Origin of the sequence: Kitasatospora sp. NPDC085879 (assembly GCF_040686255.1) — a bacterium.
In the GTDB taxonomy this organism is placed as follows: domain Bacteria; phylum Actinomycetota; class Actinomycetes; order Streptomycetales; family Streptomycetaceae; genus Kitasatospora.
This window is the reverse complement of record NZ_JBFBJZ010000006.1, coordinates 191,424-212,127: the sequence shown is the minus strand read 5'-3', so window position 1 is coordinate 212,127 and position 20,704 is coordinate 191,424. Positions and strand designations below refer to the sequence as shown.

At 73.6% G+C, this 20,704-nt stretch carries 15 protein-coding genes and 1 pseudogene; 8 read left to right on the top strand and 8 right to left on the bottom strand.

Going from position 1 to position 20,704, the window contains the following annotated elements; translation table 11 throughout:
• The 3 genes and pseudogenes from kgd to AB0P35_RS07465 all read right to left on the bottom strand — a co-directional run.
• A pseudogene (gene kgd / locus AB0P35_RS07475) lies at positions 1-456 on the bottom strand (multifunctional oxoglutarate decarboxylase/oxoglutarate dehydrogenase thiamine pyrophosphate-binding subunit/dihydrolipoyllysine-residue succinyltransferase subunit); the annotation flags it as partial.
• A 305-nt stretch (positions 457-761) separates the two neighbouring features.
• The gene (locus AB0P35_RS07470) at positions 762-1,907 is read right to left on the bottom strand and encodes an ATP-binding protein (RefSeq protein ID WP_095873194.1); all 1,146 of its coding nucleotides are present in this window, start codon (positions 1,905-1,907) and stop codon (positions 762-764) included.
• 75 nt (positions 1,908-1,982) lie between these two features.
• On the bottom strand, positions 1,983-2,714 hold the full coding sequence (locus AB0P35_RS07465; protein WP_030267975.1) for a response regulator transcription factor: 732 nt from the start codon (positions 2,712-2,714) through the stop codon (positions 1,983-1,985).
• Positions 2,715-3,300: 586 nt separating this feature from the next.
• On the opposite strand from AB0P35_RS07465, the gene AB0P35_RS07460 reads away from it, so the two are divergent.
• The 3 genes from AB0P35_RS07460 to AB0P35_RS07450 all read left to right on the top strand — a co-directional run bounded on the left by AB0P35_RS07460 (position 3,301) and on the right by AB0P35_RS07450 (position 7,175).
• Complete coding sequence (locus tag AB0P35_RS07460) at positions 3,301-4,014, top strand: rhomboid-like protein (protein WP_363507717.1); 714 nt, start codon at positions 3,301-3,303, stop codon at positions 4,012-4,014.
• Between the two features lie 116 nt (positions 4,015-4,130).
• Positions 4,131-6,524 carry an endopeptidase La gene (gene lon / locus AB0P35_RS07455; protein WP_095873193.1) on the top strand — a complete coding sequence of 798 codons (2,394 nt, stop codon included), beginning with the start codon at positions 4,131-4,133 and terminating at the stop codon, positions 6,522-6,524.
• 129 nt (positions 6,525-6,653) lie between these two features.
• The gene (locus AB0P35_RS07450) at positions 6,654-7,175 is read left to right on the top strand and encodes a GtrA family protein (protein WP_363507714.1); all 522 of its coding nucleotides are present in this window, start codon (positions 6,654-6,656) and stop codon (positions 7,173-7,175) included.
• An 84-nt stretch (positions 7,176-7,259) separates the two neighbouring features.
• Here the strand turns inward: AB0P35_RS07450 and xylA are convergent, their stop codons facing one another.
• Positions 7,260-8,420, bottom strand: a complete 1,161-nt coding sequence (gene xylA / locus AB0P35_RS07445; RefSeq protein WP_363507711.1) for a xylose isomerase — start codon at positions 8,418-8,420, stop codon at positions 7,260-7,262.
• A 96-nt stretch (positions 8,421-8,516) separates the two neighbouring features.
• On the opposite strand from xylA, the gene xylB reads away from it, so the two are divergent.
• Together xylB and AB0P35_RS07435 are read left to right on the top strand one after the other, a co-directional pair.
• Positions 8,517-9,941 carry a xylulokinase gene (gene xylB / locus AB0P35_RS07440; protein WP_363507709.1) on the top strand — a complete coding sequence of 475 codons (1,425 nt, stop codon included), beginning with the start codon at positions 8,517-8,519 and terminating at the stop codon, positions 9,939-9,941.
• 214 nt (positions 9,942-10,155) lie between these two features.
• Entirely contained in the window at positions 10,156-11,379 is a 1,224-nt protein-coding gene (locus tag AB0P35_RS07435; RefSeq protein WP_095873189.1) for an ROK family transcriptional regulator, read from the top strand.
• Between the two features lie 113 nt (positions 11,380-11,492).
• Here AB0P35_RS07435 and AB0P35_RS07430 read toward each other — a convergent pair whose 3' ends face one another.
• Positions 11,493-12,530: a DUF3533 domain-containing protein gene (locus AB0P35_RS07430; protein ID WP_363507705.1), complete on the bottom strand. Its 1,038-nt coding sequence runs from the start codon at positions 12,528-12,530 to the stop codon at positions 11,493-11,495.
• A 106-nt stretch (positions 12,531-12,636) separates the two neighbouring features.
• On the opposite strand from AB0P35_RS07430, the gene AB0P35_RS07425 reads away from it, so the two are divergent.
• Positions 12,637-13,116 carry a MarR family transcriptional regulator gene (locus AB0P35_RS07425; RefSeq protein ID WP_363507702.1) on the top strand — a complete coding sequence of 160 codons (480 nt, stop codon included), beginning with the start codon at positions 12,637-12,639 and terminating at the stop codon, positions 13,114-13,116.
• 135 nt (positions 13,117-13,251) lie between these two features.
• A complete protein-coding gene (locus AB0P35_RS07420) occupies positions 13,252-14,805 on the top strand; it encodes an MDR family MFS transporter (RefSeq protein WP_095873186.1) in 1,554 nt (517 codons plus the stop codon).
• Positions 14,806-14,890: 85 nt separating this feature from the next.
• On the opposite strand, the gene AB0P35_RS07415 is transcribed toward AB0P35_RS07420, so the two are convergent.
• Both AB0P35_RS07415 and AB0P35_RS07410 read right to left on the bottom strand, forming a co-directional pair.
• Positions 14,891-15,136: a hypothetical protein gene (locus AB0P35_RS07415; RefSeq protein ID WP_363490787.1), complete on the bottom strand. Its 246-nt coding sequence runs from the start codon at positions 15,134-15,136 to the stop codon at positions 14,891-14,893.
• Between the two features lie 32 nt (positions 15,137-15,168).
• On the bottom strand, positions 15,169-16,332 hold the full coding sequence (locus AB0P35_RS07410; RefSeq protein WP_363507698.1) for an inorganic phosphate transporter: 1,164 nt from the start codon (positions 16,330-16,332) through the stop codon (positions 15,169-15,171).
• A gap of 379 nt (positions 16,333-16,711) precedes the next feature.
• On the opposite strand from AB0P35_RS07410, the gene AB0P35_RS07405 reads away from it, so the two are divergent.
• Positions 16,712-18,169, top strand: coding sequence for an NlpC/P60 family protein (locus tag AB0P35_RS07405; RefSeq protein WP_363507695.1), 1,458 nt, complete (start codon positions 16,712-16,714; stop codon positions 18,167-18,169).
• Positions 18,170-18,278: 109 nt separating this feature from the next.
• Here AB0P35_RS07405 and AB0P35_RS07400 read toward each other — a convergent pair whose 3' ends face one another.
• Complete coding sequence (locus AB0P35_RS07400; RefSeq protein WP_363507744.1) at positions 18,279-20,573, bottom strand: FdhF/YdeP family oxidoreductase; 2,295 nt, start codon at positions 20,571-20,573, stop codon at positions 18,279-18,281.
• Positions 20,574-20,704 lie beyond the last annotated feature (131 nt).

The following is a 20,704-nucleotide window of genomic DNA, read 5'->3' as shown; positions in this document are numbered from 1 at the left end:
AACGGCCCGCACCGACGTCGCGGTCGGCACCTCCAGCGAGGCGTCCATGTTCGACGCCACCGCCTTCGCCGGACCCCGCAACTGGACCAGCTCGGTTCCCTGGGCGGCCGGCGCGGGCGCAGCCGGAGCTGCGGCCTTCGGCGCGGGCGGCGCGGCAGGGGCTGCCGCGAGCGGCGCGGCCGGCTGGACCGGCGCGGCCGGTGCAGCGGGCGCCGGAGCAGCGGCAGGGGCAGCGGGAGCAGCAACGGGGGTCGGCGTGGGGCCGACCTGGGTTGCAGCCTGGGTCACTGGAGTCACCTCGGTACCGGGCTTGTAGTCGGCGAAAAAGTCCCACCAGGCTCGGTCAACCGAGTTCGGGTCCTGGAGGTACTGCTGGTAGATCTCGTCGACGAGCCACTCATTGGGGCCGAAGCCAGTGGTGCTTGCCGAGCTGGGGGTTTCAGGGTGTGGCGACATCGGGGCAACCGCCCTCTTCCGCTTCCTTTTGGGATGGTGGACAGCGGGGATTAAGGCTACGCCTCCGACCAGTGATCGCGCAGTCCCCCCTGGCCAGGCGTCGCCCAGATCACAGTGAACGTCCGTATTTTGGCCGGTTGTGCGCGTTACAAACCGGTGAACGAGGGTACCTGGACACGTTCGGTTCGCTCCATTATCCCCATAAAAGCTGACAATATGGACACTTGGCAGCAGTGAGGGGCCGGTCCGACGCCGGACCGGCCCCTTGTGTCCCAGTTGTGTGACAACGTTCGGGTACGGGCGTGTCAGCCGGTGGGGACGGGTGCCTCACCGGGCAGCACGACCTCGATGCGGCAGCCCCGATCGCTTTCGGCCACCCGGATCTCGCCGCCGTGGAGGTCCACCGCCCAGCGCGCGATGGCCAGCCCGAGGCCGGTTCCGCCGTCGCTGCCGGGGCCCTGCGCGGTCGCGCTGCCGCTGCGGCCGAAGCGCTCGAAGACCCGCTCGCGGTCCTGCAGCGGGATGCCCGGGCCCTGGTCCTCGACCTGCAGCAGCAGTCCGCCACTGTGCTCGCCGGGCCGGGCCCGCACGGTCACCGTGCCGCCGGGCGGCGAGTGCTTGCACGCGTTGTCGACCAGGTTGGCCACCACCTGGTGCAGCCGCTCCTCGTCGGCGACCGCCGCCAGGCCGTCCGGCCGGACGTCCAGGCTGAGCTGCACGTCCCCGCGGCGCCCGTAGGCGCCGCCCGCGGTGGCGCCGTCCACCGTCACCCCGCGCAGCACGCCGTCCAGGAACGGCCGCACCTCGAAGGGGCGGGTGTCCAGCGGCACCACGCCGTCGTCGAGCTTGGAGAGGTCCAGCAGGTGGGTGATCAGCCGGCCCAGCCGCTCGGTCTGCTCCAGTGCGGCGCCCAGCGTCTTGGGCTCGGGCTGGACGACGCCGTCCACCACGTTCTCCAGGACGGCCCGCAGGGCGGCGATGGGCGTGCGCAGTTCGTGCGAGACATTGGCGATCAGCTCACGGCGGTGCCGGTCGGCGGCCTCCAGATCGGCCGCCATGCGGTTGAAGGAGTCGGCGAGCTCGCCGATCTCGTCCCGGGAGGAGGTGTCCACCCGGGCGCTGTAGTCGCCGCGGGCCATCGCCCGGGCCGCGGCGGTCATCGCGCGCAGCGGGGCGGTCAGCCCGTGCGCGAGGAACTGCATGAACAGCAGCGACGCGATCATCGAGAAGATCATGATGATCCGGATCTGCGTCTCGGACCGGATCGCCACGACCACCATCCCGGTGGCCAGGCAGACGGAGACGATCACCAGCAGGGCGAGCTTGCCCTTGATGGACCGCACCGGGTCGAACGGCCGCATGTCGGCCCACACCCGGCGGGCGGCCCGGCCGGCCAGGCCGGGGCCGGGACGCTCCGCGGCGTCCCCTTTGCGTTGCTGTGGAAAGGTCATCGTGCCCCTGCGGTCGGAGCGGCGCGTCGACTGAAGGCGTGGGCCCCCCGGCGGCCCAGCCCTCGGCGTGCCCGCTCAGGAAAGGGGTGCCTCCAGGGCGTACCCGACGCCGTGCACCGTGCGGATCCAGCTGGCGCCGATCTTCCGGCGCAGCGCCTTGACGTGGCTGTCGACCGTGCGGGTGCCCGAGGCGTCCGTCCAGTCCCAGACCTCCGCGAGCAGCTGCTCGCGGGTGAGCACCGCGCGCGGCTGCGCGGCCAGGCAGGCCAGCAGGTCGAACTCGGTCGGCGTCAGGTGCACGTCGCCCGAGCCCAGCCGGACCCGGCGCTGCACGTGGTCGATCTCCAGCTCGCCGAAGCGCAGCGAGCCGAGCGCCGGCGTCCTGGCCGCCTGCTGGGCGCGCTCCACGCGGCGCAGCAGCACGTTGACCCGGGCCGCCAGCTCGCGCATGGAGAACGGCTTGGTCATGTAGTCGTCCGCGCCGACGCCGAGACCGACCAGCAGGTCCGTCTCGTCGTCCCGCGCGGTGAGCATGAGCACCGGCACCGGGCGCTGCGCCTGGATCCGGCGGCACACCTCCAGGCCGTCGAAGCCCGGCAGCATGATGTCGAGCACCACCAGGTCGGGCTGCCAGGTGTGGAAGCCGTCCACCGCGCCGGGGCCGTCGTGCGCCACGGCGACCTTGAACCCCTCCGCGCCCAGGCGGGCCGCGATGGACTCCGCGATGGTCGGTTCGTCCTCCACCACCAGCACTCGCCGCTGCGTACCTACCGGGCTGCTACCGGTCTCTTGCTGAATTTCTGTCACGGTCACGCCACCGCCCCCAGGGCTGCGGGCCGGTCACCTGTGGGGGTGGCGGCGCCGCGTCGTAGTCGTCTCGGTCCGTTGTGGGCTGTGCCCGGCCTGCCGCGTCGGCGGGGAGCCGTTCCGCCGACGGCCCCTGCGCGGCGTGGATACGCCGTGTGCGGTCTGCACACCCGGCCCGCACTCCACGCAGAGTACGGACACCGGGGTCATTCCGGCAGGTGGCCCGGACACATCCGGGCCAAGGATCGATGCCGATCCCCGTCGGGACCGGGCACGGGGCGATACCTTACCCGTCGAAAATCCCAGCTGTAACGATCTGTATGCAACCGCGGGTGGTGTTCACCCCTTACTTTCGTGCTGCTGCTCCGTGAACGGAGGGCAGGTACGGACCAAGGGGCGCAGCCGTTGCGCAGAAGCTCAAGCATTCTTCACAGCTCTTCCCCAGCGGGCTCCCAGCCTCGGAACGTATCGTGGTCACGACAAGGGCCACCGGTGTCTCCGCGGGCACCGTCCGTGCGGATCTCCGCACGCCCTCGACGCGTTGAACACGGGGGCGGGTGACGGGAGTCCGGCGGACGGAGGGCCCATGGCGGCGAGCAGTACCGGCAGTACCGCGGCACGCCGCGGCCGGATCCGCGGCCTGCTCCGCAGTCTGCGCGGTGTGCTTCCCACGCCCCGCCGCAACCCCTTCGCACTCGGCTACCTCGCCCTGCTGCTCGGCACCACGCTCTTCGCCCGGTTCGGCGACCCGCAGCTGGTGCACCACCTGCAGGCGCTCTCCTCGACCGATGTTCACAACCTCGCGCACCACCCCGTGCTCGCCCTCGCCGCCAGTGGACTCTGGGTGGCCGGCCCGGTCTGGACCCCTTATCTCTGGGCCTTCCTGCTGACCGTCGCCCCGCTGGAGCGCCGGGTCGGCGCCCGGAGGGCCGCCGGGGTCTTCGCCGCCGGGCACGTCGGCGCCACCCTGGTCTCCCAGTCCGTCGTCCTGGCCGCCGTCGCCGCCCGCGGGCTGCCCGTCGACGCCCTCGGCGACCTCGACATCGGAGTCAGCTACGGCGTCCTCGCCAGCCTCGGCGCCCTCGCCGGCCTGCTGTCGCCGGCCGGCCGCGCGCTCGCCCTCGGCGTCGCCGCCGCCCTGATCGGCGAGCAGTACGTCGACGGCACCGATGTCGTCACCGGGATCGGCCACCCGGTCGCCCTGCTGATCGGCATCGCCCTCTGGCTGCCGCTGCGCCGCGGCCCGCGGCGCCCGCTCCGCCGCCGGACGGCTCCGGCGGCGCTGCCCGCACGGGCCTGACCTGCCCTTTCCCGTCCCCGGTCGGCGATCGCTCAGAGCGAACGAGGCCAGGGGAACATTCGCGACCCGCCAATCCTTAGTCAGGTCAGCTCAAGTTCAATGACTGGGGAGAGATCATGGCATCGACGTCCGTTCCGCTCACCCTGCCCGTGCTGCCGCTCGACGACGAGGTGGTGCTCCCGGGCATGGTCGTCCCGCTCGACCTGTCCGACGCCGAGGTCCGCGCCGCCGTCGAGGCCGCCCGGGCTGCGGCGACCGGCACGGGCAAGCCCCAGGTGCTGCTGGTGCCGCGCCTCGACGGCTCGTACGCGGCCGCCGGCACCCTCGCCACCGTCGAACAGGTCGGCCGCCTCGCCGACGGCGACCCGGCCGCGCTCGTCCGCGCCGTCCGCCGGGTGCGCATCGGCGCCGGCACCACCGGCCCCGGCGCCGCCCTCTGGGTCGAGACCACTCCCTTCCGGGAGTCCTCCGAGGGCACCGCGGTGGCCGGCCGTGCCGCCGAGCTGGCCAAGGAGTACAAGGCGCTCTCCACCCAGTGGCTGCGCAAGCGCGGCGCCTGGCAGATCGTCGACCGGGTCGCCGCCATCGACGACGTCGGCGAGCTCGCCGACAACATCGGCTACGCCCCCTTCGCCACCGCCGAGCAGAAGCTCAAGGTGCTGCTGGAGGCCGACCGGCTCGCCCGTCTGGAGTACGCCCTCACCCTGCTGCGCGACCACCTCGCCGAGGAGGAGGTCAACGACACCATCCGCAAGGACGTGGAAGAAGGGGTCGCCAAGCAGCAGAAGGAGTTCCTGCTCCGCCGCCAGTTGGAGGCCGTCCGCAAGGAGCTCGCCGAGCTGAACGGCGAGTCCGCCTCCGAGGAGGACGACTACCGGGCCCGGGTGGAGGCCGCCGACCTGCCCGAGAAGGTCCGCGAGGCGGCCCTCAAGGAGGTCGACAAGCTGGAGCGCAGCTCCGACCAGTCGCCCGAGGGCTCCTGGATCCGCACCTGGCTGGACACCGTCCTCGAACTGCCGTGGAACGAGCGCTCCACCGACGCCTACGACATCGCCGGCGCCCGCGCCGTGCTGGACGCCGACCACGCCGGCCTCGCCGACGTGAAGGACCGGATCGTCGAGTACCTGGCCGTCCGCAAGCGCCGCGCCGACCAGGGGCTGGGCCTGATCGGCGGCCGCCGCGGCGGCGCCGTGCTCGCGCTCGTGGGGCCGCCCGGCGTCGGCAAGACCTCGCTCGGCGAGTCCGTCGCCCGGGCCATGGGTCGTTCCTTCGTCCGGGTCGCGCTCGGCGGCGTCCGCGACGAGGCCGAGATCCGCGGCCACCGGCGCACCTACGTCGGCGCGCTGCCGGGCCGGATCGTCCGTGCGATCAAGGAGGCCGGCTCGATGAACCCGGTCGTCCTGCTCGACGAGATCGACAAGGTCGGCTCCGACTACCGCGGGGACCCGGCCGCCGCCCTGCTCGAAGTCCTCGACCCGGCGCAGAACCACACCTTCCGCGACCACTACCTGGAGGTCGAGCTCGACCTCTCCGACGTGGTCTTCCTCGCCACCGCCAACGTGCTGGAGGCCATCCCCGAGCCGCTGCTCGACCGGATGGAGCTCGTCCGCCTCGACGGCTACACCGAGGACGAGAAGGTCGTCATCGCCCGCGACCACCTGCTGCCCCGCCAGCTGGAGAAGGCCGGCCTCAAGGCCGACGAGGTGGCCGTCGACGAGAGCGCGCTGCGCAGGCTCGCCGGCGAGTACACCCGCGAGGCGGGCGTGCGGAACCTGGAGCGGTCGATCGCCCGCATCCTGCGGAAGGTCGCCGCGCAGAGCGAGCTCGGCGAGCGCGCGCTGCCCGCCGAGATCGGCGCCGACGACCTGCGGGCCCTGATCGGGCGCCCGCACCACACCCCCGAGTCCGCCCAGGAGCCCGCCGAGCGGCGCACCGCCGTCCCCGGCGTCGCCACCGGCCTCGCGGTCACCGGCGCGGGCGGCGACGTCCTCTACATCGAGGCCTCGCTCGCCGACGCCGAGACCGGCTCCACCGGCCTCACCCTCACCGGGCAGCTCGGCGACGTGATGAAGGAGTCCGCGCACATCGCGCTCTCCTACCTCCGCTCGCGCGGCGCCGAACTCGAACTGCCCGTCACCGGGCTGCGGGAGCGCGGCATCCACCTGCACGTCCCGGCCGGCGCCGTCCCCAAGGACGGTCCGAGCGCCGGCATCACCATGACCACCGCGCTGGCCTCGCTGCTCTCGGGGCGCAAGGTGCGGACGGACGTGGCGATGACCGGGGAGGTCTCGCTGACCGGGCGGGTGCTGCCGATCGGAGGCGTCAAGCAGAAGCTGCTCGCCGCCGACCGGGCCGGGGTCACCACGGTGATCATCCCGCGGCGCAACGAGGCCGACCTGGACGACGTGCCCGCCGAGGTGCTGGAGCGGCTCACCGTGCACGCCGTCGCCGACGTCCGCGAGGTCCTGACGCTGGCCCTGGAGCCGGCGGAGGTGCTGGTGGCCGCCTGACGGGCGGCAGGCCGGGGCGCGGGGTGCCGAGCGGCACCCCGCGCCCCGTCGTCGCGGCCCGCCCGTACGGTTACCTCGCGCGGACGCGGCGAGTACGCGGCGGAAACCCGGCCGTGCGAGACTTCCGAAATGCCGTCCCCTACACAACGCGCGCTGGCCCGGATCCCGGAGCGGTACAAGCCGTTCCTGGTTCAGCACCGCAAGCTGGTGAAGTTCCTGCTGGTGGGCGGAACGTGCTTCGTGCTGACGACCGTGATCGACCTCGGGCTGAAGTTCACCGTGCTGCAGCACAAGCCGGTGGTGGCGCTCACCGTCGCGACGGTGGTCGCCACCGTCGTCTCCTATGTACTGAACCGCCAGTGGTCGTTCCGGGCGAACGGCCGGCACCGCGAGGCGATCCTCTTCTTCGCGGTCAGCGCGCTCGCGGTGGTCGTCAACGACCTGCCGCTGATCCTCTCCCGGTACGTGCTGGACCTGCGCGAGCCGGACGTCACCCCGCTCACCCAGGAGATCGCCGACTTCCTCAGCGGCATGATCATCGGCACCTTCCTGGCCATGATCTTCCGCTTCTGGGCGATGAACCGCTGGGTCTTCACCCGCACCGGTCCGGCCGGCTCCTCCGCCGAGGACCTCGAACCCGAGCGGGTCTGAGACCCCGGCGGGCGGCGGCGGAAGCCGCCCGCCGGGGAACCGGTGCGGGCCCGGCCCCGGTTCGTGCGAACCGGGCCGATCGGGTCAGCGGACCCCGAGCAGGTGCTCCATGGCGAGCTGGTCGAGCTGCTCGAAGGCCATGCCGCGGGCGGCCGCCGACTCCACGTCGAACTCCTCGAAGGCGGCGCGGTCGGCGAGCAGCCCCGCCAGGCCGTCCTCCGCGGTCGGCCGGGCGAGCTCGTCCAGGCGGGCCACCCGCAGGGCCTCCTGCACCGCCGGGTCGGCCCGGAACGCCAGCGCCTTCTCCTTGAGCATCAGGTAGTTGCTCATGCAGGCGGCGGCCGAGGCCCACACGCCCTCGAAGTCCTCGGTGCGCGGCGGCTTGAAGTCGAAGTGCCGCGGGCCGTCGTAGCCCGCCGACTCCAGCAGGTCCACCAGCCAGAAGGCGCTGCGCAGGTCGCCGGCGCCGAAGCGCAGGTCCTGGTCGTACTTGATGCCGGACTGGCCGTTCAGGTCGATGTGGAAGAGCTTGCCGTGCCACAGCGCCTGCGCGATGCCGTGCGCGAAGTTCAGCCCGGCCATCTGCTCGTGCCCGACCTCCGGGTTGACGCCGACCCGCTCCGGGCGCTCCAGGCTCCCGATGAACGCGAGGGCGTGGCCGACGGTCGGCAGCAGGATGTCGCCGCGCGGCTCGTTCGGCTTGGGCTCGATGGCGAAGCGCAGGTCGTAGCCCTGTTCCTCGACGTACTCGCCGAGCAGGTCGAAGGCCTCCTTCAGGCGGTCCAGCGCGACCCGGACGTCCTTGGACGCGCCGTGCTCGGCGCCCTCGCGGCCGCCCCAGGCGACGTAGGTGGTCGCGCCCAGCTCCACCGCGAGGTCGATGTTGCGGATCGTCTTGCGCAGCGCGTACCGGCGGACGTCGCGGTCGTTGGCGGTGAACGCGCCGTCCTTGAAGACCGGGTGGGTGAAGAGGTTGGTGGTGGCCATCGGGACCTTGAGGCCGGTGGCGTCCAGGGCCGTCCGGAAGCGCTTGACGATCGCGTCGCGCTCGGCGTCCGAGGAGCCGAACGGGATCAGGTCGTCGTCGTGGAAGGTCACGCCGTGGGCGCCGAGACCGGCCAGCCGGTGCACCGTCTCCACCGGGTCGAGGGCGGGGCGGGTGGCGTCGCCGAAGGGGTCGCGGCCCTGCCAGCCGACGGTCCACAGGCCGAAGGTGAACTTGTCCGCGGGGGTGGGGGAGGGCATGGCGGAACTCCAGGGGTCTATTCGTCAGGGCAGAAAACAAACTAATATCCCCAGGCACGGAAGGGAAGTCCCGGCGCGGCGGACGGAGAGCAGCACATGGCAGGGATCGTCATCGGGGTGGACAGCTCCACCCAGTCCACCAAGGCACTCGCGGTGGACACGGCCACCGGCGAGGTGCTCGGCGAGGGCCGCGCCGCGCACACCGTCACCGGCACGGGGGGCGCCCGGGAGAGCGACCCCCGGCAGTGGTGGCAGGCGCTGCAGGACGCCGTCGAGGGCACCGGCTGCGCCGGGCGCGCCGAGGCCGTCGCGATCGGCGGACAGCAGCACGGCCTGGTCGCCCTGGACGCGGCGGGCGACCCGGTGCACCCCGCGCTGCTCTGGAACGACACCCGCTCGGCCGGCCGCGCCGCGGCCCTCACGGACGAGCTCGGCCGCGAGGCCTGGGCCCGGCGCACCGGCAGCGTCCCCAACGCCTCGTTCACCGTCACCAAGTGGGACTGGCTGCGCGAGCGCGGCCTCACCGGCCCGGTCGCCGCCGTCCGGCTGCCGCACGAGTACCTCACCGAGCGGCTCACCGGCCGGCCCGTTGCCGAGCGCAGCGACGCCTCCGGCACCGGCTGGTGGGGCGAGGACGGCTGGGACACCGGCATCCTCGACCTCGTCGGCCTCGACCCCGCCCTGCTGCCGCCGCTCGCCGAGCCCGGCACCGCGGCCGGCGAGACCCGCGGCTCCTTCGGCGGCCTGCGCCCCGGCATCCCCGTCGCCCTCGGCGCCGGCGACAACGCAGCCGCCGCCCTCGGACTCGGCCTCGGCGGCGGCACCGGCGCCGCGTACGGGCGGCCCGCCCTCTCGCTCGGCACCTCGGGCACCGTCTACGCGGTGACCCGCGGCCGGCCCGCCGACCCGAGCGGCACGGTGGCCGGCTTCGCCGCCGCCCACGGCGACTGGCTGCCGCTCGCCTGCACCCTCAACTGCACCCTCGCGGTCGACCGGATCGCCACCCTGCTCGGCCTCGACCGGCAGGCCGTCGAACCCGGCGGCGAGGCCGTCGTCCTGCCGTTCCTCGACGGCGAACGCACCCCCGCGCTGCCGCACGCCGCCGGACTCGTCCACGGCCTGCGGCACGACACCACCCCCGGCCAGCTGCTCCAGGCCGCCTACGACGGCGCCGCGTACGCGCTGCTCGCCGCCCTCGACCTGGCGCTCGCGGCCGGCGGCGAGCAGGCCGGCGAGGAACCGCTGCTGCTGATCGGCGGCGGCGCCCGCGGCCGCGCCTGGCAGGACACCGTCCGCAGGCTGTCCGGCCGGGCCGTCCAGGTGCCCGCCGCCGGCGAACTGGTCGCCCTCGGCGCCGCCGCCCAGGCCGCCGGTCTGCTCACCGGGGAGCACCCGGCCGAGGTCGCCCGCCGCTGGGGCACCACCGCCGGGCCCGTCCTGGAGCCGGTCGCCAAGGACGAGGCGGCGACCGCCAGGATCGCCGCCGTGCTCGCCGCCGGAGCGCCGCTGCTCGGCGCCTGACAGGTGCGGCGGCACCCGGCGTGCGACGATGCCCGCCACGGCCCCGGCCGGTGCCGCAGGGGAGTCGGGCCCGGCGGACGACGGCCGCGGCGGCGGGGCGGCCGACGCCGTGGCCGGCCCGGCTCCGAGTGCCGCGCGAGCGCCGTGGGCGGGCGCGGATACCCTGCAACCGGTCGACCGGGTGTTCGGTCGTCGAACGAGAGGTGACGAGGGGATGCGGGACACGGACGTCAGACGGGCCCGCCCTGCGAGCCAGCAGGGCATGCGCCGGGCCAACCTGGCCCTCGTCCTCGGCGAGTTCGCGGCCGGACCGCGCTCCCGCGCCGAGGTCGCCGCCGCCACCGGCCTCACCCGGGCGGCCGTCTCCTCCCTGGTCGACGAACTCGCCACGGCCGGCCTCGTCGCCGAATGCGGCCCCGCCGTGTCCAGCGGCAAGGTCGGCCGGCCCGGCACCGCCCTCGCCCTCGACCCCCAGGGCCCCGCCGGCCTCGGCGGCGAGATCGGCGTCGAACACCTCGCCGCCTGCGTGGTCGACCTCCGCGGCGAGGTCCGCGGCTGGCTGCGCCAGGACGTCACCAACCGCAACCGCCCGGCCGACGCCGTCCTGCGCGACCTCGCCGCCCTGCTCCGCGAGGTCGCCGACTCCTGCGGACTCGTCCCGGCCGGCCTCGCCGTCGCCGTGCCCGGCCTGGTCGGCGCCGCCGAAGGCGTCGTCGAACGCGCCCCCAACCTCGGCTGGTCCGACCTGCCGCTCGCCGCCGAACTGCGCCGCGCCCTGCGCGAGACGGACGCCGACGCCCTCGCCGAACTGCCCATCGACGTCGACAACGAGGCCAACCTCGGCGGCCTCGCCGAACTCTGGCTCGGCGAGGGCCCCGACGACTTCCTGCACCTCTCCGCCGAGGCCGGCATCGGCGCCGCCCTGGTGGTGGACGGCCGCCTGCTGCGCGGCGCCCGCGGCTACGCCGGCGAGATCGGCCACGTCCCCGTCCACCCGGACGGGCCGCGCTGCCCGTGCGGGGCCGGCGGCTGCCTGGAGCAGTACGCGGGGGAGGCCGCCGTCCTGCGCGCCGCCGGCCTCGCCGACGTCGGCGGCGACTGGGTCGCCCTGCTCGCCCGACGGGCCGCCGACGGGGACCCGGCCGTGTGCGCCGCACTGGAGGCGGCCGGTTCCGCGCTTGGCGTGGCGGCGGCCGGCGCGGTCAACCTGCTCGACCCCGCGTCGCTCGTGCTCGGCGGCGGCTACGCGGAACTGGCCGAATGGCTGCTGCCCGCGATGCGGGCCGAACTCGCGGGCCGGGTCACCGTACGGGCCTGGCACGACGACTGGCTCACGGCCTCCCGGCTGGGGCGCCGCGGGCCGCTGCTCGGTGCGGCGATCGGCGTCGTCCGCGCGGTCGTCGCCGACCCGGGCCGCTTCGCCGCCGCGGAGGCCTGAGGACGGGCTGAGGGGCCCTTGATGTCGGTTCGCCACATGCAGACGGTTCGCCGGATTCGAATTGCGCGGTTCCCCGCGCCCCTGAGGGCATCGCCGGTACGTGAAGCGTGCGCCTACCAGGGTCGCGCCATTCTCGCGCCCTGGGTGCCGGTGGTGCGGTCGGCGGCGAGGAGGGTGATGGCGACGCCGGCGACGGCCCAGGCGGCCAGGACGAGGAAGGGCGGGGTGAGGGCGGCGCCGCCGAGGTAGGCGATCGAGCGGGCGGCGTCGGTGCCGGCGCCGTTCGGGATCCAGGAACCGATCGCCCGCCAGAAGGGCGGCAGCAGCGGCGGCGGATAGACCCCGCCCGCGCTCGGGTTGCCGAGGACCACGAAGATCAGGACGGCGATGCCGATCCCGACCACCCCGAAGAGGCACTGCATCGCCATGGTGAAGGCCCCGACCGCGAAGACCACCAGGGTGCCGAGTCCCCAGAGGGGCCGGACGGAGCCGGGGAGGGCGTCCAGGATCGGCCCGATGATCAGTGCCCCGCCGAGGCCGGCCGCGACGGAGTAGAGGAAGAGCGTGCCGAGCCGCAGCACGGCCCGGTCGGTGTTGGCGGGCCGGGAGCCGGCGCTGATGCCCAGGATCGAGGCCACCAGGTAGCCGCCGACGCACCAGCCGACCACCAGGTAGAAGGAGGAGAGGCCCTCGGCGTCGCCGGGGGCGAGCGGGACGACGTCCTCGGTGCCGACGGTCCGCTGCCGGGCGGACTCCAGCGAGCCGACGATCCGTTCGGCGGCGGTCGCCGCGGCCGGTCCGCGAGCGGTGGCCACCAGCAGGGTGTCCCGGGTGCCGGTGGGGTCGACCAGCCAGGCGGCGTACAGCTGCTGGTCCTCGATCAGCCGGACGGCGCTCTCCCGGTCCGGCGCGGTGCTGGGCCGGACGGCCTCGTCGGGGACGGCCTTCAGCGCCGAGGTGAACTCCAGGACGGACTGGGCGGGGCCGACCACGGCGATGGAGAGCTGATGCGGGCTCGGGTCGTGCAGGGCGCCGACGTAGCTGGCGGTGAAGCCGAGTTGGAGCAGCAGCACCCCGACCACGAGCAGGAAGGCGCGCGGGGTGACCGCGTCCTTGACCTCGGTGAGGAACCCGGGGTGCGGGCCGGCCATCGGCCGCCTCCTGACTGTCGGGGCGAACAAAAGGGGTGAAACGGATGCTTCATAACATGAAGTAGTTGCGCGGGGGCGGAGGCGCGGCCTACGGGATACTGGCGCCATGAGTGACCAGGAGTCGGCCGACCAGGCGTTCCGCGCGGTCGAGCGGGAGGTGGCGCTGCTCTTCCGGCGCGGGCGGGCCCGCGCCGCGGAGATGGCGCGGCGGGTGCATCCGGAGCTGGAGGCCGCGGCGTACGCGCTGCTGGCGTACGTGGAGGAGTCCGGCCGGGTGCGGCTGACCGACATCGGGCTGCACTTCGGGATCGGCAAGGCCACGATCAGCCGGCAGGTGAAGCATCTGGAGGGGCTGGGGCTGGTCCGCCGCGTGGTCGACCCGCTGGACCGCCGTTCCTCGCTGGTGTCGCTCACCGCGGACGGCGCCGCCCGCTACCTGAAGGCCCGGGACGCCCGGATGGACCGCTTCCGCGAGCTGATGTCGGCCTGGGCCGAGGAGGACGTGGAGCGCTTCGCCGAACTGCTGCGCCGCTTCAACGAGCTGGCCGCCGAGTCCATGCGGGCCGAGGAGTCCGCCCCGGCCTGAGGCCCTTCGTGTGCAGCCCGGTCCCGTCGCACTCCGGCGGGGCCGGGCTTTGCTTGCGCTTGAGGAAAGTTGCCCTACTCAACCATCCGGCTTACGGTTGCTTTAGGCAACGAAAATTCACGCTGAAGGACCTCGATGACCCCGACGACCCCCATGACGCACCGGCAAGTCCTGGAAGCGCTGTCAGGCCTGCTCCTCGGCCTCTTCGTGGCCGTGCTCTCCTCGACCGTCGTCTCCAACGCCCTGCCCACGATCCTCAACGACCTGCACGGCGGCGAGTCCGCCTACACCTGGGTGATCACCGCCACCCTGCTCTCGCTCACCGCCTCCACCCCCGTCTGGGGCAAGCTCTCCGACCTGGTCAGCAAGAAGCTGCTGGTGCAGATCGCCCTGGTGATCTACATCCTGTCCTCCGCGCTGGCCGGCCTCTCGCAGAACACCGGCGAGCTGATCGCCTGCCGCGTGCTGCAGGGCATCGGCGCCGGCGGCGTCACCGCGCTCGCCCAGATCTGCCTCGCCGCGATGGTCCCGCCCCGCGAGCGCGGCCGGTACAGCGGCTACTTCGGCGCGGTCTTCGCGCTGGCCACCATCGGCGGCCCGCTGATCGGCGGTGTCATCGTGGACACCGACTGGCTCGGCTGGCGCTGGTGCTTCTACGTCGGCATCCCGTTCTCGCTGCTGGCGATCGCCGTGCTGCAGCGCACCCTGCGGCTGCCGGTCGCCCCGCGCCGCAAGGTCCGGATCGACTACGCCGGCGCGCTGCTGGTCACCGCCGCGGCCAGCCTGCTGATGATCTGGGTCAGCCTGGCCGGAAAGAACTACGACTGGGCTTCCTGGCAGTCCGCCGCGATGCTGGCCGGCACCGCCGTGCTCGCGGTGCTCTTCGTCGCCGCCGAGCGCCGCGCCGCCGAACCGGTCATCCCGCTCCACCTCTTCCGCCACCGCACGGTGACGCTCTCCGCGATCGCCAGCGTCCTGGTCGGCGTCGGCATGTACGGCGCCACGACCTTCCTCAGCCAGTACTTCCAGCTGGCCAAGGACAAGTCGCCCACCATGGCCGGCCTGCTCACCCTGCCGATGATCCTCGGCCTCGCCGTCTCCTCCACCGTGGCCGGCAAGCTGATCACCCGCTACGGCCGCTGGAAGGGCTTCCTCTTGGCCGGCACCCTGCTGCTCGCCGTCGGCTTCGGGCTGCTCGGCACCGCCCGCGCCGACACCGCGTACGGCCTGCTCGCCCTCTACATGGCGGTGGCCGGCGTCGGCCTCGGCCTGACCATGCAGAACCTCGTCCTCGCGGTGCAGAACACCGTGCCGCGCGAGGAACTCGGCTCGGCCAGCTCCGTCGTCACCTTCTTCCGCACCATGGGCGGCGCGGTCGGCGTCTCCGCGCTCGGCGCGCTGATGGCCGACCGGGTCGCGGGCTACCTCGCCGACAACCTCGCCAGGGCGGGCATCCACCCGACCGGCGCCGCGCTCGGCGGCGGCGAGATCCCCGACCTGGACCGGCTGCCCGCCCCGATCGTCCCGCTGGTGACGGACGCCTTCGGCCACGGCGTCGGCATCGTCTTCCTGCTGGCCGCGCCGTTCGCGCTGCTCGCCTTCCTGGTCGTGCTCTTCATCCGGGAGACCCCGCTGCGCACCACCATGGACACCCCGGCGGCGCGCACCCCGGCGCTCGTCGAGGACTGAGCCGGACCGCCCGTCCCGGGCACGACGGAAGGGCCCGCGGGGTACGTACCCCGCGGGCCCTTCCGTCGTGCGTGCGGCCGCCGGCTCAGCGGCCGGCGATCAGGGTGATCCCGTAGAAGACCACCGAGGCGCAGACGCTGAAGCTCAGCGCGGCGCCGGCCAGGGCCAGGTTGCCGCTGCCGGCACCCGGGATCCCGGACCGGACGGCCTCCTGCGCGGCCTCGCGGCGCGACAGCGCCAGGATGCCGAGGGAGAAGGCCGCGACCACCGCGACCGTGATGGCGAAGCTGAGGCCCGCGGTCTGCGCGAGGGCGTCCCACTTGATGTGCATGGCTCCCCGTCCTCTCTGACTGTTCGGGCTGCTCAGGCCGCGACGGTGGTGGTGGCGGGGGTCGGGGTGGCCTGCGCCGGGATCTCGACCTCCTGGACGTCGTTGACGTTGCCGGCGGTCACCGGCTGGCGGCGGGAGATGATCCACATGGCGGTGGAGCCGGCGACCAGCGCCGCGCCGACCAGTGCCACGCCCCAGGTGCCCTGGTCCGCGACGAAGGCCGCGAGACCGGCCACCGTGGCGGCGGCGGGCAGGGTCAGGCCCCAGGTGTAGATCATGCGGCGGACCAGGCTCCAGCGCAGCTCGCCCTTGGGGCCGCCGAGGCCGGCGCCCATGATGCCGCCGGAGCAGACCTGGGTGGTGGAGAGGCCGTAGCCCATGTGGGTCGAGGTGAGGATGACCGTGGCGGCGGCCGTCTCGGTGGCCAGGCCCTGGCGGGGGCGGATGTCAGTCAGGCCCTTGCCCATCGAGCGGATGATGCGCCAGCCGCCCATGTAGGTGCCGAGCGCGATGGCGGCGCCGGCGCTGACGATGACCCAGGTCGGGGGCAGCGCGCCGGGCTTGAGGGCGCCGGCGGAGACCAGGGTCAGGGTGATGATGCCCATGGTCTTCTGCGCGTCGTTGGTGCCGTGCGCCAGCGAGATCAGCGAGGAGGTGAACATCTGGCCGCGCCGGAAGCCCTTCTCGGTGGTCTCCTCGCGGCCGCCCCGGGTGATCAGGTAGGCGAGCTTGGTGGCGCCCCAGGCGGCCAGGCCGGCCACCAGCGGGGAGGCCACCGCCGGGATCAGGATCTTGGTGGCGACGACGTCGAAGTTGACGCCGTGCATGCCGACGCCGACCACGGTGGCGCCGATCAGGCCGCCGTAGAGCGCGTGCGACGAGCTGGAGGGCAGGCCCCGCAGCCAGGTCAGCAGGTTCCAGAGGATCGCTCCGACCAGGGCGGCGAAGATGATCGACGGCTGGAGGCCGGTCTTCTCGGTGACGATGCCGCCGGAGATGGTGGTGGCCACCTTCACGGAGAGGAAGGCTCCGGCGAAGTTGAGGACGGCGGCGATGGTGACCGCGACCTTGGGCTTGAGGGCTCCCGTCGCGATGGAGGTGGCCATCGCATTGGCGGTGTCGTGGAACCCGTTGGTGAAGTCGAAGGCGAGCGCCGTGATGATCACAACGGCCACCAGGAACGTGATGTGTTCCATAACCAAACAATCGTCGTAGTTGTCGGACTGACGCTGCTGTCAGGCGAGACCGTAGGGATCCCGGGTGAACGGAAGATGAACAGCATCGGGAATCGTGGTTCCGATGGTGGATCGGGGGTTGCGCAGAGGTTGTGAAAGTGTGGAAGGTGAGGCTCTGTACGGCCGTTGTGTCCGTTTGGGTCCGGCTTGGTGGGGGTTTGTTGAGACTTGCCTCACACCCCGGCAGGACCGCCCGGGGGCACCTCGGGTGAGGACTCGCTGAGAATTCACCGGACGGACCACAGGCCCCCTGCCGTTACCTGCCGGTCACATGGCAGGATTCTCCGGAGAGATCACCGGGCCCCGGCCCGGGTGGCGCTGGACTGGGGGAGGACGGCCGATGTCGGCTGGGCAGCGTACGGAGAACGGTGTCCGACCGTGGGTGCGGGCGGCCATGCGCTGCGGCGCGGTGCTTGCCGCCGCCGCGCTGTCGTTGCCGCTGGCCACCGCCGCGTACGCCGCGCCGGAGCCCACCCCGACGATCACCGTCGCGGCCGGCGCCGACCCGCTGGCCGACGCCAAGACCACCCTCGGCCCGATGCTCGACCGGCTGCACCAGCTCTACCAGGAGGCCGAGGCCGCGACCGAGCAGTACAACGCCGCCGTCGCCCGGCAGGCCGCGCAGCAGCAGCAGGTCGCCGACCTCCGCGCCAGGGTCGCCTCCCAGCAGGCCGCGGTGAACGCGGGCGTGGACATCGCCGCCCAGCTCGCCGCCGCCCAGTACCGCAGCGGCCGGGCCTCCGACCTCGCCGACTTCATGCTCGCCGAGAACCCGTACCAGGCCGTCGTCATCGCCCAGCTGCTGGACGCCGCCGGCCGCTCCCAGAAGGCCTTCCTGGACCGCCTCAAGGCGGACCGCGCCACCCTGGTCGAGCTGCAGGCCCAGGCCGAGCAGTCGCTCGTCCAGGTCACCGCGCTCGCCACCCAGCAGGAGGCCGCCAAGGCCGATGTCGCCAAGCGGCTCGCCGCCGTCGAGGACATGGTCGGCTCGCTGACCGGCGCCCAGCGCGGCGAGCTGGAGGAGCTGGAGCGCCGCCAGGCGGACGAGGCCCAGCTCGCCTTCCTCGCCTCCGGTGCCCTCGGCAAGGGCGAGCGCACCCCGTCCGAGGCCGGCCGCAGGGCGGTCGCCTGGGCGCTCAAGCAGCTCGGCAAGGACTACGTCTGGGGCGGCGCCGGCCCGGACGTCTTCGACTGCTCCGGCCTCACCTCGCAGGCCTGGCTGAACGCCGGCAAGCCGATCCCGCGCACCAGCCAGGAGCAGTGGGCCCAGCTCAAGCACGTCCCGCTGAACCAGATCCGCCCCGGCGACCTGGTGGTGTACTTCGGCGGCGCGACCCACATCGGGATGTACATCGGCGGCGGCCTCATCGTGCAGGCCCCGCACACCGGCGACGTGGTCAAGGTCTCCAAGATCGGCGCCATGCCGATCCTCGGCGCCGTACGCCCCGACCCGGACGCCGGCGCCGACGACAAGGGCGGCGGGTGGAAGGTGCCGCAGGTCACCGTCGGTCCGCCCAGGATCGCCCCGTCGAAGCCCACCACGGTGCCGCCGCGGCCGAGCAACCCCGCCCCGGGCAACCAGACCCCGCCGCCGAGCACCGGCACGCCGTCCGGCACCGGTGCCCCGTCCGGCTCGGGCACGCCCAGCGGGTCCGGGACGCCGTCCGGCTCGGGCACCCCGAGCGGGTCCGGCACGCCCAGTGGCACCCCCGGCGCCGGCAGCCCCTCGCCCACCGCCACCGAGGCCGCCTCCCGCTCCGCCTCCGCCCCGGCCTCCGCCTCGCCCAGCGCGCTCTGAACCGGCGCGCTCAGCCGGCGCGTTCCGGACCGGCGCGCTCCCGCCCCGTACGCTCCGACACGGCGTGCGGGGCGCCCGGCCGACGGGCGTCCCGCACGCGGGCCGGACCTCAGCCCGCGGCCGGCGCCCCGCTGTCCGGCTCGAAGCGGACCACCACCGCCTTGGAGGTCGGCGTGTTGCTGATCTCCGCCGTCGAGTCCAGCGGCACCAGCACGTTGGTCTCCGGGTAGTACGCGGCCGCGCCGCCCCGGGCCACCGGGTAGTGCACCACCCGGAAGTGCGGGGCCCGCCGCTCCACGCCGTCCTTCCACTCGCCCACCAGGTCGACGTACAGGCCGTCGGCCAGGCCGAGTTCCTCGGCGTCGGCCGGGTTCACCAGCACCACCCGGCGGCCGCCGGTGATGCCGCGGTAGCGGTCGTCCAGGCCGTAGATCGTGGTGTTGTACTGGTCGTGCGAGCGCAGCGTCTGCAGCAGCAGCCGGCCCTGCGGCACCTCGGGCGCGGTCAGCGGGTTGACCGTGAAGTTGGCCTTCCCCGTCGCGGTCGGGAAGGTCCGGCTGTCGCGCGGCCCGTGCGGCAGGGCGAAGCCGCCGGGGCGGCGCACCTTCTCGTTGAAGTCCGCGAAGCCGGGCACCACCCGGGAGATCCGGTCGCGCACGGTGTCGTAGTCGACGGCGAAGTCCTCCCACGGCGTCGGGTCCGCCGGGCCGAGCGCGGCCCGGGCCAGCCCGCAGACGATCGCCACCTCGGAGAGCAGGCTCTCGGACGGCGGCCGCAGCCCGCCGCGCGAGGAGTGCACCATGCCCATCGAGTCCTCGACCGAGACGAACTGGGCGCCGGCCGCGGTCCAGTCGCGGTCGGTGCGGCCGAGCGTCGGCAGGATCAGCGCCCGGGCGCCGGTCACCACGTGCGAGCGGTTGAGCTTCGTCGAGACGTGCACCGTCAGCCGGCAGCGGCGCATCGCGGCCTCGGTGACCTCGGTGTCCGGCGTCGCGGCGACGAAGTTGCCGCCCATTGCGAAGAACACCTTCACCCGGCCGTCGCGCATCGCCCGGATGGTGTCCACCGAGTCCAGGCCGTGCTCGCGCGGCGGCTCGAAGTCGAACTCCCGGCCCAGCGCGTCCAGGAAGGCCGCGCTCGGCCGCTCGAAGATGCCCATCGTCCGGTCGCCCTGCACATTGCTGTGACCGCGGACCGGGCACACGCCCGCCCCCGGGCGGCCGACATTGCCGCGCAGCAGAAGGAAGTTGACGACCTCGCGGATGGTCGGCACGGCGTGCCGGTGCTGGGTCAGGCCCATCGCCCAGCAGACGATGATCTTCTTCGAGGCCAGCACCAGCCGGGCCAGCTCCTCGATCTGCTCCCAGGGCAGGCCGGTCGCCGCCAGCACCTCGGCCCGGTCGGTGGACTTCGCCTCGGCCGCGAACTCCTCGAAGCCGTGGCAGTGTTCGGCGATGAACGCCTCGTCCGTACCGCCCTCGGCGGCCAGCACCAGCTGGTTCAGCGCCCGGAACAGCGCCAGGTCGCCGCCCAGCCGGATCTGCAGGAAGAGGTCGGTCAGCTTGGTGCCGTTCGCGGCCAGGCCGCGGGCGTTCTGCGGGTTCTTGAACCGCTCCAGCCCGGCCTCCGGCAGCGGGTTGACCGAGACGATCGTCGCCCCGGCCCGCTTGGCCCGCTCCAGCGCGGACAGCATCCGCGGATGGTTGGTGCCGGGGTTCTGCCCGGCCACGATGATCAGGTCGGCCTGGTAGAGGTCCTTCAGCGAGACACTGCCCTTGCCCACGCCCAACGTCTCGGTGAGCGCCGAACCCGACGACTCGTGACACATGTTGGAGCAGTCCGGCAGGTTGTTGGTGCCCAGCCGGCGGGCGAACAGCTGGTACGCGAACGCGGCCTCGTTGCCGGTGCGGCCCGAGGTGTAGAAGGCGGCGCCGTCCGGGGTGTCCAGGGCGCGCAGCTCCTGTGCCACGATCGCGAAGGCACGCTCCCAGGAGACCGGCACGTAGTGGTCGGAGCCCTCGTCGAGCAGCATCGGTTCGGTCAGCCGGCCCTGCTGGCCCAGCCAGTACCCGGAGCGCTGCGCCAGCTCCGACACCGGGTGCGCGGCGAAGAACTCGGCGGTGATCCGGCGCTCGGTGGCCTCCTCGGCGACCGCCTTGGCGCCGTTCTCACAGAACTCCGCGGTGTGCGTCTTGCCCGGCTCGGGCCAGGCGCAGCCGGGGCAGTCGAAGCCGTCCGGCTGGTTCACCTTGCGCAGCACCGCCAGCGTGCGGCGGGCACCCATCTGCTCGCCCGCCATCCGCAGGCTGTGCAGCACGGCCGGGATGCCGGCCGCCGCGTGCTTCGGCGCGGAAATCTGCGGCGCGTCCTGCACCGGATCGCTCTGCGGGGCCTGCTTGGCCATGACGGGGACCTCCTCCACCAGGGCGGCGGCATCCTCGCCGCGGCCCGCATCCATCCTTGCACTGCGCCCGCCGGACGGACCCGCGCGGTCCCGGTCGATGGGAGGATGGCCCGCGTCCACCGTCGACGACC